This window comes from Streptomyces griseorubiginosus (assembly GCF_017614965.1).
GTDB lineage: Bacteria > Actinomycetota > Actinomycetes > Streptomycetales > Streptomycetaceae > Streptomyces > Streptomyces griseorubiginosus_B.
On sequence record NZ_WVUG01000291.1, the window covers coordinates 1 to 11,102 of the forward strand.

Consider the following 11,102-nt stretch of genomic DNA (forward strand, 5'->3'; position numbering starts at 1 on the left):
CTCAGCCGCCCGACACCCCCGCCCCCTCCATCAGGCCCGTCACCTCGGTGTCCGACGGTGTCAGCAGGAAGACGTTGCGGTCGACCCGGTGCATCTTGCTGGCCAGGCCGAAGACGACTCCGGTGCTGAAGTCGAGGACGCGTTTGGCGACCTCGCTCTCGGCGCCGCTGAGGTCGAGGAGGACGGGGACACCGGCCATCAGGGTCTCGGCGACGTCGCGTGCGTCGGCGAAGACGTTGACGCGCAGAACGACGAAGCGGCGCCGCGTCTCCGTCACCGCGTCCGGCAGCGCCCGGTGCCCGACCGAGGACGGCCAGGCGTCGCGTCCCCGCAACGGCACCACCTGGGCGAGCCCTTCCCACTGCTCATCGGTGACGTCGTGACTGTTCACCGGCTCCCCCCGAACTGACTCGCCTTCACTGATTGCACCGGCCAATTCTTACGGCAAGTCACCCGTTCGGCCGAACAGCGACACGGTCCGCGACCGTCACAAGGGTCACATCGAGCCAGGCGTACCAGGTCTTACCCCCCTCACACCGGACTCTTCACGTCCAGCCACGTACCGCTCACTCGGCGCCACTAGCGTCCCCGATGTGCACTTGGCAGAAACACGACAGGTGACACCCGGCCGGCGGACGCAGTCGGCGGTGTCCGCCGCACCGGAACCCCCCGCGCAGTGGCACCGGGTCCTGACCCTCCTCGCCGACATCAGTCTCTTCATCGGCACCCGCAACGTCTGGACGTCGGCGGCGAGCCATCGTCCCCTCGTGGCCGCGGTGATATCGGCGTGCTACGCGTCGATCCTGGTCTGCGGGGTGCTGGCGCTCGTCGTGCGCCGGACGCGTTCGCTGGCCCGGCTGGACCTGGTGGTGCTGGCGACAGCGGTGACGCTCACCCTGTGCGCATGGGTCATGGATCACGGCGGCAGCGACGAGGCGGTCCTGACCACCCAGGCCGCGAGGCAACTGGTCGCCGGGCACCCGATCTACGGACAGCCGTGGCCCTGGCTCTTCACCCACGGCATCGCCCTCACACCGACGGTCACCGGCGGCTACGACTTCACCTACGGCTATCCCCCGCTGGCCCCGCTGCTGACCGCGCCCCTGCTGTTCCTGGGCCACGGCGGCGCCCCGGCGACGGCGGTGAGCACGGGCGCGCTGATCCTCGGCACGATCGCCCTGTGGCGGATGCTGCCGGCGCAGTGGCGGCCGGCGGCGACCATGGTGTGCCTGGGCTTCGGGCTGCTGCCGAACTACGGCCGCCTCGGCTACCCGGCGATCACCGCGCTGGCCCTGCTGATACCGGTGGTGGTGCGCTGGCCGCGGATCGGGCGGGGCGGCCGGCTCGGGACGCCCGGGGTGGCCCGGGCCGTCTGCCTGGGTGCCGCCTGCGCGGCCCAGCAACTGCCGTGGTTCCTCGCGCCGTTCCTGCTGGCCGGGATCTACGCGGTGCGCCGGGGTGAGCTGGGCGGGCGCGCGGCGGCGCTGGTGGTGCTGCGGATCACGGGCATCGCCGCGCTGGTGTGGGTGCTGATCAACACGTACTTCGTCGTGAGCGAGCCCGGCACCTGGATCAAGGGCATCGCGCTGCCGCTGATCCAGGGGGCGACCCTGCACGGGCAGGGGCTCGTGGGCGTCTCCCTGTACTACACCAACGGCAGCGACAGGCTGGACTGGTACGGGTACGCGAGCCTGCTGCTGGCCGCCGGGCTGCTCGCGCTGCTGGTGTTGTTCCCGCGCCGGCTGGGGCCCGCGGCGACGGTGCTGCCCTGGTGCGCGTTCTTCCTGGCGACCCGGTCGCAGGACGGCTACTACCTGATGATGACGCCGCTGTGGCTCGCCGCCGCCGTCACCGCGCCGCCGACCGAGTTCAGCGGCGCCTGGCAGCCGCGTCCGCGTCCGCTCACCGGCCCGAGGCAGCGTACGGCGCTGGGCGTGGCGGCGGCGCTCGTGGTCGCCCCGGCGCTGGTGTCCGCGATCGTGGCGGTCACCGGGAAGCCGCCGCTGCGGATGGAGGTCGCCTCGGTGCGCCGGGCGTCCGCGAAGGTGGTCACCCGGCTGTCGCTGACGGTCACCAACACCGACGACAGCGCTCTCGTACCGCACTTCATGGTCACCACCGGCCAGGGCATGCGCCAGTTCTGGTCGATCGCGAGCGGGCCGGCCACGCTGTCGGCGCACGCCACGGCACGGTACGAACTGCGCCCGCCCGAGGGGAAGTTCACCGTGCCGGGGCGGCACACCAGGGTGCGTGTGCGGGTCTTCACGGCCACGCCACAGACGCTGTCCAGCATGGACGTCCGACTGGCGGCGAAGAGCTTCTACACGCGGTCCGGCAAGAAGGGCTGACGGTCGTCAGGCTCCCGCGCGCACGAAGCGGAGCGTGGCGGTGACCGTGGTCAGGCCGCGGATCATGCCCATCTGGTTCCAGCCCAGGCCGAACTCGGCGCGGTCCACGGTGAACTCCGTGTCCAGCGTGAGCGCGTCGGCGTCCTTGCCGGCCAGGCGGGCGGTGACGGTCTGCGGGCGGCTGATGCCGCGCACGGTCAGCTGACCGGTGACCTCGACCGTGTCGCCGGAGCGCAGTTCGGCGCTGCGGACGGCGAAGGTGATCTCGGGGTGGTTGTCGACGTCGAAGAAGTCGGCGGAGCGCAGGTGCTCGTCGCGCTTCTTGTTCTTGGTGTCGAGGGAGGCGGCGTCCAGGGTGATGGTGCCCGTGGCGGAGCCGTCGCCCTTCACCTCGCCCTGGCCGCCGACACCGGTGAAGGTGCCCTTGACGGTGACGAGGTTCCACATCGTCTTGTGGCGCAGGGCGACGGTGGAGGCGGCGGCGTCCAGCTGCCACAGTCCGGTTTCGACGGCGACGGTCATGATCTTCTCCAGGGAGCGGGGGGACTGACTCACAACTGAGGTGATTCAAAATTGGATGACTGCACGCTAGCCCATAATCCAAATTCGGACAACTATCCCGTCCAAAATTGAACAACAGGTAGACTCGTGGGCATGGCCGACCCCGAGGAGCACTCCACCGACCTGCCCGAATGTCCGTCCGCGCAGGACGGCGGACTCCTGCCCAGGGAGCTGCGCGCCTGGATGGTGATGCTGGCGGCGATGGGTGCGGTGGAGCAGGAACTGCGGTCCGTCGTGAAGGACCGGCTCGACGTCTCCCACGACGAGTTCCTGATCCTGTGCCTGCTCGCCGAGCACCCCAGGACCGGGCTGCGCATGACCCGCGTCGCGGAGCTCCTGGGCCGCCCCAAGACCCGGCTCACCTACCAGATCGCCTGCCTCCAGCACGCCGGACTGGTCACCCGCAAGTCGGTCTGCGGCGACAAGCGGGGCATCGAGGTCGCCCTCACCGAGAAGGCGCGCGGCCTGCTGAAGGACGCTTCCGGCGTGCTCGCCTCGACGGTCGCCCGGGCCCTCAGCCACGTCATGGGCCCGGACCAGCGGGACGCGATGTGCGGGCTGATCCCGGAACTCGCCGAGGAGCCCAAGACACCGTAAAGCCGCCCTTCCGGCCCACTCGCGCGCGGGTGACGGCTCCACCGCCTGGGTACCCGGCGGTCCCGTCACCCGCCGCCGGGCCGAGCGAAGGAGGGCTCCATGGCCGCGTTGGACCTGCCCGAACCTGTCGTACGACGCGGAGGGGCGCCGCCGGTCGACGCCTCGAAGCTCGAGGCCGCACTGCGGGAACGGGTCGACGGAGAGGTCCGCTTCGACGCCGGCACCAGGGCCGCCTACTCCACCGACGCCTCCAACTTCCGGCAGACCCCGATCGGCGTGGTGGTGCCCCGTACCCCCGAGGCGGCCGCCGAGGCGGTGGCCGTGGCGCGCGAGCACGACGCGCCCGTGCTGTCGCGCGGCGGCGGCACCAGCCTCGCCGGGCAGTGCACCAACACGGCCGTGGTGATCGACTGGACCAAGTACTGCAACCGCCTGGAGTCCGTCGACGCGGACGCCCGCACCTGTGTCGTCCAGCCCGGCATCGTCCTCGACGAGCTCAACCGGCACCTCGCCCCGACCGGCCTGCGCTACGGCCCCGAGCCCGCCACCCACGCCAACTGCACCCTCGGCGGCATGATCGGCAACAACTCCTGCGGCGCCACCGCGCAGGCGCACGGCAAGGTCGTCGACAACATCGCCCGCCTGGAGGTGCTGCTCTACGACGGCACCCGCTTCTGGTGCGGCGAGACCAGCGACGAGGAGTACGCCGAGATCGAGCGGCAGGGCGATCTGCGGGCCGCCGTCTACCGGCAACTGCGCGCGCTGCGCGACCGCTACGGCGACGAGATCCGCCGGCGCTTCCCGGACATCCCGCGCCGGGTCTCCGGCTACAACCTGGACTCGCTGCTGCCCGAGTACGGCTTCGACGTCGCCGGCCTGCTCGTCGGCAGCGAGTCGACGCTGGTCACCGTCCTCAGGGCAGAGCTGGAACTGGTGCCCGTGGTGAAGGAACGCACGCTGGTGGTGCTCGGGTTCCCGGAGATCTCCGTGGCCGCCGACGCCGTCCCGGCGATCCTGCCGTACGAGCCGATCGCGCTGGAGGGTGTCGACGCGCGGCTGATCAAGGACGAGCGGATCAAGGGCCTCAACCAGAAGGCCCTCGCCGAACTCCCCCAGGGCAATGCCTACTTGATGGTGCAGTTCGGCGGCGACACCCATGAGGAGGCCGACGAGCGGGCGCACCGGATGCTGGACGGGCTGCACGAGTCCGAACACCAACCCGAGGTCGCCTTCCTCGACGACCCCACGCACGAGGACCAGTTGTGGCAGGTGCGCGAGGCCGGACTGGGGGCCACCGCGCACGTCCCCGGGCACCCCGACACCTTCGAGGGCTGGGAGGACTCGGCGGTGCCGACGGACCGGCTCGGCGAGTACCTGCGCCGACTGCGGCGCCTGTTCGACGAGTTCGGCTACCTCAGCGACGTCGGTCCCAGTCTGTACGGGCACTTCGGGCAGGGCTGTGTGCACACCCGTATCCCCTTCGACCTGTACACCGCGGACGGGGTGGCCGCCTACCGCCGGTTCATGGAGCGGGCGGCCGATCTGGTCGTGGAGTTCGGCGGTTCGCTCTCCGGCGAGCACGGGGACGGGCAGAGCCGGGGCGAGCTGCTGCCGCGCATGTTCGGGGACGAACTGGTCGCCGCCTTCGGGCAGTTGAAGGCCGTCTTCGACCCGCTTGACCGGATGAACCCCGGGAAGGTCGTGGCGCCGTACAAGCTCGACGAGAACCTGCGCCTGGGCAGTCACTGGGCCCCGTACGACCCGCGCGAGCTGCACTTCCGCTTCCCCGACGACGGCAACTCCTTCGCCGAGGCCGCCAACCGGTGCGTGGGCGTGGGCAAGTGCCGCCAGCTGAGCAACCAGGGCGGATCGGTGATGTGCCCCTCCTACCAGGTCACCCGGGAGGAGGAGCACTCCACGCGCGGACGGGCGCGGCTGCTGTTCGAGATGCTCGACGGGCACGGCGACAGCGCGCTGCGGGACGGCTGGCGGTCCGAGGCGGTGCACGACGCGCTGGATCTGTGCCTGGCCTGCAAGGGCTGCAAGAAGGACTGCCCGGCCGACGTCGACATGGCCACCTACAAGGCGGAGTTCCTCTCCCACCACTACGCGGGCCGGCCCTGGCGGCGGCCGCGCTCCGACCTGTCCATGGGCTGGCTGCCGGCCCTCGCCCAGGTCGTCGGCCGCACCCGGCTCGGACCGGTCGTCAACGCCCTCACCCACACCCCGCCGCTGTCGAAGGCGGCCGTCGCGCTCGCCGGGGTCGAGGACCGCGAACTTCCGCTGTTCGCGGGTCAGAGCCTGCAGCAGTGGTTCGCGGGCCGCCGGGAGACGTACGGCGACGGGGCGCGCGGCAGCGTGATGCTCTGGCCGGACACCTTCACCAACTTCTTCCACCCGCACATCGGTCAGGCCGCCGTGGAGCTGCTGGAGCGCGCGGGCTGGCGGGTCGAGCTGCCGAAGGAACCGCTGTGCTGCGGGCTGACCTGGATCTCCACCGGTCAACTCGACATCGCCGAGCGGGTGTTGAGCCGTACCGTGCGGCATCTGGCCGGACATGTCCGGGCGGGCGGGCTGGTGGTCGGGCTGGAGCCGAGCTGTACCACCGTGTTCCGGTCCGACATGGGCGAGCTGTTCCCCGGCGACCGGGACGTGCGGCGGCTGAGCGACCAGACGGTGACGCTGGCCGAGCTGTTGACCGAGCACTCCCCCGGGTACGAGCCGCCGCACGTGCCGGACCGGTCGGCGCGGGCCGTGGCGCAGGTGCACTGCCATCAGCACGCGGTGCTGGGCTGGGAGGCCGACCAGGAGCTGCTGCGGCGGGCCGGGGTCGACGTGGAGCAGCTGGAGTCGGGGTGCTGCGGGCTGGCCGGCAACTTCGGGTTCGAGCGGGGGCACCTGGAGGTGAGCGAGGCCTGCGCCGAGCGGGTGCTGCTGCCTCGGCTGCGGGAGGAGGACGCGTCGACCGTGGTGCTCGCGGACGGCTTCAGCTGCCGCACGCAGGTGCACGAACTCGACAGCGGCGGCCATGAGGCGGTGCACGTTGCCGAGTTGCTGGCGTCCGCCCTGCCCGGCGGGGCGTTCGGGAGCGCGTACGGAGTGGGGCGGGACGTCCGTCCGGCCGCGCCCGGGCGGGTGGGGAAGGCGCTGGCGCTGGCCGGCGCGGGAGTCGGCGTCGCGGGCGTCGCGGCGGGGCTGGTCCGGGGGCTGCGCCGCTGACAGAGCCGCGCTCGGGGGCGGGGCCCCCTGGAGAACCCCGCCCCTCCCGTCCGCTACTCGGTCGGCGTTCCGCCCTTACGGCCGCGGGCCAGCGCGAACCCCGCCGCGCCGAGCCCCAGTACACCGACGACCAGCCCGGCGATGCCCAGTCCGCGTGCGGTGGAGTCACTGCTCGACGCCGTCGCCTTGGTGCCGGTGGAGCTCTTCGAGGTGGCCGGCGGCGGCGTCGTGCTGCTGGCGCCCTCGTCCGTGCCCTTGGCCGTCAGCTTCAGCACCGGCGCCGGGTTCTCCGGCTCCTCGTCGCCCGAGGACGCCGCCTCGATCCAGCGGACCGTCTTTCCGTCGGAGTACGTCTGCAGCGCCTTGAAGGTCAACTGGTCGGTGTCGTCCGGCAGTTGCCCGAAGGCGACGTTGAAGTCCTCGTACTGGCCGGCCGTGATCTTCCCGCCGGTCCAGGTGATCTCCGAGACGGCGTCGGTGATGGTGCCGTCGTCGGTCTTCACCGGCGTCTTCAGCTTGGTGGTGGTGACCTTGGGGGTCCAGCCGTCCTGAGGGGAGACGAGGACGCCCAGGACGGGATGGTCGGTGGGCAGGAAGACCTGCACCTTGGTGGTGGACGCGGCGTCCTCCTCGTTGGGGACCCGGAAGGTCAGCAGTCCGTCCGTGGCGCCCTTGGCGTAGCTCTCGGGGTGGACGGTGACGTGCGCGGAGGCGGCACCGGCCGCGGCGAGGAGCCCCGCCGCGGTCAGGGCGGTGACGGCGCCGGCGCGGCGCAGCGTGATGCGTACTCGGGACATGGGTGAGTGAATCTCCGTACGGGAAAGGTGTGTTGGGGTCGCTCGGGGTACGGAGTCCTGGGCGGCGGTCCGCGCCGCTGCACCGCGTGCCGCAGCAGGAGCCGCCGCAGCGGCCGCGGACCGTCGGCACACGGTCGTACGGCCGCGCGCGCGTCCGGCACCAGCGGCGCACCGCCGCTCACCCGCCACCAGGCCAGCAGGCCCGGCACCAGGGCGGCGGCCCGGCGCAGCAGCGACCACAGGGCGGCCTCGCCGCGTCTGAGCCACCAGGTGAGTACGAGGGCCGCGGCGACGTGCGCGGCGGTGGCGTGCGGGGTCACGGCGTGGGTGTGGTCCATGCGCATGCCGTGCATGAGCATCGTCGAGTGCGGCCGCAGCGCGCCGAAGGCGAGGTGCAGTGCGCCCTGCGCGGTGAGCGTTCCGGCGCCGATCGCCGCCAGGGACCGCTCCCGGCCGCCCAGCAGACACCCGGCGCCGAAGAGGGGCACGAAACCGACGGCCTGCACCCACACCGGCGGCGCCATGCCGGTCGCGAGGACGTGTCCCCCGGCCGCGAGCAGCACGCACAGCGCGGCGAACACCGCCGCGCGCAGCGCGCGTACCGAAGCAGACGCCGTCATGGCGCCCGATCCTGCCATGCGGCGGGGGCGGTCCGGCGGGTGGATCCCCCGGTCCACAGGTGCAGACTGGACATCCACAGCCGACGAACCGGGGCGGTGACGGCATGGCGGCCGGTCTGCGCATCCACATCGAGGGCTTCGACCTGCCCGGCCGCACCTGCGGTCCCGAGGGCGGCGACACGGCGTACTCGGACGTGCGTGTCGCGGTGCAGCGCCGGGACCGGCCCGCCGAGCTGCTCGGGGTGCAGCCCGGTGACGCCAGGTCGGTGAGCTGGACACTGGAGTGCACCGCGGTGGCCTCGGCGGCCGGTACGGATGTCAAAGGGCCTTATGTGCAAGGTCGTTCCGGGGGCAGGTTCGTGTATCTGTCGTGGGGTACGGGCGACGGCTCGGGAGCGTTCACCCTGTTCCGGCGGGCCAAGCTGATGCTGGACGCCGTGCCCGCCGAGGTGCTGGACGCCGCCGTGCGCGAAGGGCTGCTGGTGGGCAGGCTCGGGCTGTCGGACGAGCGGGGGCTGCCGTTGTGCGCGCGGGTGGTGCCGCCGCGGATCACCTGGACGGCCGGTCCGGGATGAACGGCGGCCGGGTCGTCTGCGTACCATGAGGCGCCATGACAGCTCGTGCACAGGAACGCGGTGCGCCACCCTCCGTGGGGTGGCGGGCGCTTGTTGTGCTCGGACTGCTGGTGGGGCTGCTGGGCATGCACGCCCTGGCTCCCGGCGGCGGCATGGAGACGCACTCCGCCGCCCCGCACACGTCGGTGGTGGCCGGCCCGCACGGCGGCTGCTCGGGCGACGACTGCGGAGGCGGCCATCTCCGGCACGCCGACCAGACCTGCGCGTCGGCGGCGGTCAGCGGCGGACCGACCCTGCCGGCTCTGACGCCGGATCCGGTGACCGTCCCCGCGCGTGCCGACATCCCCTGCCCGTACGCCGGCACGGCCCCGGACGGCGCCCGCGCCCCGCCCTCCCTGGCGGAACTCCAACTCCTGCGGATCTAGACACCACGCGGCACCGCGCCCGCGGTGCGCTCCGGCACGTCCAGATCCCTTCACGCGCGACAGCGCGACACGCATCAGCAGGAGTTCCAGCATGCGCAACACCCGTACGTCCCTCGTCCGCCGTACCGCCCTGGCGGTGACCGCCCTCACCGCGGCCTTCACCCTCGCCGCCTGCGGCAACGACAACGACAGCGGAAGCGACAGCAGCGGCCACGCGGCCGCGTCGGCCTCCGCCTCGTCGTCCACCGGCGCAGACGCGCACAACGCCCAGGACGTCTCCTTCGCGCAGGGCATGATCCCGCACCACCAGCAGGCCCTGGAGATGGCCCGCCTCGCCGCCGGAAAGGCCTCCTCCGCCCAGGTCAAGGACCTCGCCGCGCGCATCGAGAAGGCGCAGGACCCGGAGATCAAGACCATGTCCGGCTGGCTGACGGCCTGGAACGAGAAGGTGCCCTCCTCCGGCGCCTCCATGGACTCGATGGACTCCATGCCCGGCATGGACCACGGCTCGGGCTCCGACATGGCCGGGATGATGGACCCCAAGGACATGACCATGCTGGAGAAGGCGTCCGGCAAGGAGTTCGACACCATGTTCCTGACCATGATGGTCGAGCACCACGAGGGCGCCGTGAAGATGGCGGGGACGGAGCAGTCCAAGGGCTCCTACGGCCCGGCGAAGTCCATGGCCGGCGACATCGTCAAGGGCCAGACCGCCGAGATCACCGAGATGAACAAGCTCCTCGGCAAGGGCTGACCGCCCGGAGGGGCCGGCGTCCGCGCCGGCCCCTCCTCGCGCTCACTCCGGACCGTCCAACGCCGTCAGCACCTCGGCGCAGATCGCCAGTGCCGTCTCCGCCGGGGTGCGGGCGCCGATGTCCAGGCCGATGGGGCCGTGGACACGGGCCAGGTCCGCCTCGGTCAGGCCCGTCTCCAGCAGGGCGGCGGCACGGCGGGCCTGGGTGTGGCGGGAGCCGAGAGCGCCGACGTACGGGATGCCCGAGGTCAGGGCGGTGCGCAGAATGGGGACGTCCACGTCGGGCTCATGGCTCAGCATGATCAGACAGGCGGCGGCCCGATGCTCGGCGAGCAGTTCGGCGGCGTCCCGCGCGGACCTCGTCACCGTGGCCAGCCAGCCCAGCAAACCGGCCTGGGCGACGAGGAGTTCGGCGAGTTCGCCGCCGCCGACGACGACGAGGTGCGGCACGGAGGGGCAGGTCTCGATGAGGACGAGCCCGGCGTCGGCCGCGTGCACCTCCCGTCCGGCCCGGTAACGGGCGAGCAGGGAACGCGCCTGCACGGCGGCCTGCGGCGGCACGTCCGGCCCGTCCACGGCCTCGTCCGGCGTCACCACGGTACTGACCGCGTGCGTCCGCCCCTCGTCCAGCCAGGTGACGAGCGCGACGTCGGCCCCCGCCCCGAGCAGCTCCCACCAGCGGGCCGGTACGGCGCCCAGCGGCTGCATCAGGATCTCGGCCTGTCCTCCGCAGGTCAGTCCCGCCCGGGCCACGCCCTCCTGGTGCACGGCCACCTCGCACACACGGGCCGTGTGCCCGGCCGGCACCGCACAGGCCTCGGCGACGAGCCGCTGGTCGAAGGCGCCCCGGTACAGCCGCCCGTGGTACTGCCCGTCCGCGTCGATCAGCATCGCGTCGGCCGGCTGCCGCGCCCCGAACCCGCGCTCGGTGAGGGGCCGCGCGAGGACCGCCGCACGGCCTTCGGCCGCCCATTGTCGTGCCGTGTCCGCCAGGTCTCGCATGCACCCAGCGTAGTCAGTACACGTCCCGCACGTACCTCTTGTCGGCCGCCGGCTCCTTCACGTACCCCGCCGCCCGGCCTCGTCGCGGCCACCGTCCACCACGGCGACAACTCCCAGGCTCCCCGCCACCCCAGGCTCCGCCCACCCTCGTGCTCCGCCCAACTCCCCGGCTGCTTCAGGCGAGAGGGAGCCCGCCCCTTCAGC

The 11,102-nt window shown here is 72.4% G+C and carries 11 protein-coding genes; 6 read left to right on the forward strand and 5 right to left on the reverse strand.

Going from position 1 to position 11,102, the window contains the following annotated elements:
- Position 1 precedes the first annotated feature (1 nt).
- Complete coding sequence (locus tag GRC12_RS35500; protein ID WP_208784108.1) at positions 2 to 391, reverse strand: cell division protein SepF; 390 nt, start codon at positions 389 to 391, stop codon at positions 2 to 4.
- A gap of 256 nt (positions 392 to 647) precedes the next feature.
- Here GRC12_RS35500 and GRC12_RS35505 point away from each other — a divergent pair, with 256 nt between their 5' ends.
- Positions 648 to 2,348: a hypothetical protein gene (locus tag GRC12_RS35505; protein ID WP_208784109.1), complete on the forward strand. Its 1,701-nt coding sequence runs from the start codon at positions 648 to 650 to the stop codon at positions 2,346 to 2,348.
- A gap of 6 nt (positions 2,349 to 2,354) precedes the next feature.
- Here the strand turns inward: GRC12_RS35505 and GRC12_RS35510 are convergent, their stop codons facing one another.
- A complete protein-coding gene (locus GRC12_RS35510) occupies positions 2,355 to 2,870 on the reverse strand; it encodes a YceI family protein (protein ID WP_208784119.1) in 516 nt (171 codons plus the stop codon).
- 132 nt (positions 2,871 to 3,002) lie between these two features.
- Here GRC12_RS35510 and GRC12_RS35515 point away from each other — a divergent pair, with 132 nt between their 5' ends.
- Both GRC12_RS35515 and GRC12_RS35520 read left to right on the forward strand, forming a co-directional pair.
- A complete protein-coding gene (locus GRC12_RS35515; RefSeq protein ID WP_208784110.1) occupies positions 3,003 to 3,506 on the forward strand; it encodes a MarR family winged helix-turn-helix transcriptional regulator in 504 nt (167 codons plus the stop codon).
- Between the two features lie 99 nt (positions 3,507 to 3,605).
- The gene (locus GRC12_RS35520) at positions 3,606 to 6,725 is read left to right on the forward strand and encodes an FAD-binding and (Fe-S)-binding domain-containing protein (RefSeq protein WP_208784111.1); all 3,120 of its coding nucleotides are present in this window, start codon (positions 3,606 to 3,608) and stop codon (positions 6,723 to 6,725) included.
- A 53-nt stretch (positions 6,726 to 6,778) separates the two neighbouring features.
- Here the strand turns inward: GRC12_RS35520 and GRC12_RS35525 are convergent, their stop codons facing one another.
- On the reverse strand, positions 6,779 to 7,522 hold the full coding sequence (locus tag GRC12_RS35525) for a YcnI family protein (protein WP_208784113.1): 744 nt from the start codon (positions 7,520 to 7,522) through the stop codon (positions 6,779 to 6,781).
- Complete coding sequence (locus GRC12_RS35530) at positions 7,471 to 8,142, reverse strand: hypothetical protein (protein WP_308286709.1); 672 nt, start codon at positions 8,140 to 8,142, stop codon at positions 7,471 to 7,473. The genes GRC12_RS35525 and GRC12_RS35530 overlap by 52 nt, the downstream gene beginning before the upstream one ends.
- 104 nt (positions 8,143 to 8,246) lie before the next feature.
- On the opposite strand from GRC12_RS35530, the gene GRC12_RS35535 reads away from it, so the two are divergent.
- From GRC12_RS35535 to GRC12_RS35545, 3 genes are all read left to right on the forward strand, one after another.
- Positions 8,247 to 8,717, forward strand: a complete 471-nt coding sequence (locus tag GRC12_RS35535) for a DUF5990 family protein (protein WP_208784120.1) — start codon at positions 8,247 to 8,249, stop codon at positions 8,715 to 8,717.
- A 35-nt stretch (positions 8,718 to 8,752) separates the two neighbouring features.
- The gene (locus tag GRC12_RS35540; RefSeq protein WP_208784115.1) at positions 8,753 to 9,142 is read left to right on the forward strand and encodes a DUF6153 family protein; all 390 of its coding nucleotides are present in this window, start codon (positions 8,753 to 8,755) and stop codon (positions 9,140 to 9,142) included.
- Positions 9,143 to 9,233: 91 nt separating this feature from the next.
- A complete protein-coding gene (locus GRC12_RS35545) occupies positions 9,234 to 9,896 on the forward strand; it encodes a DUF305 domain-containing protein (RefSeq protein WP_208784117.1) in 663 nt (220 codons plus the stop codon).
- A gap of 42 nt (positions 9,897 to 9,938) precedes the next feature.
- Here the strand turns inward: GRC12_RS35545 and GRC12_RS35550 are convergent, their stop codons facing one another.
- Positions 9,939 to 10,898, reverse strand: coding sequence for an XdhC family protein (locus GRC12_RS35550; RefSeq protein ID WP_208784118.1), 960 nt, complete (start codon positions 10,896 to 10,898; stop codon positions 9,939 to 9,941).
- Positions 10,899 to 11,102 lie beyond the last annotated feature (204 nt).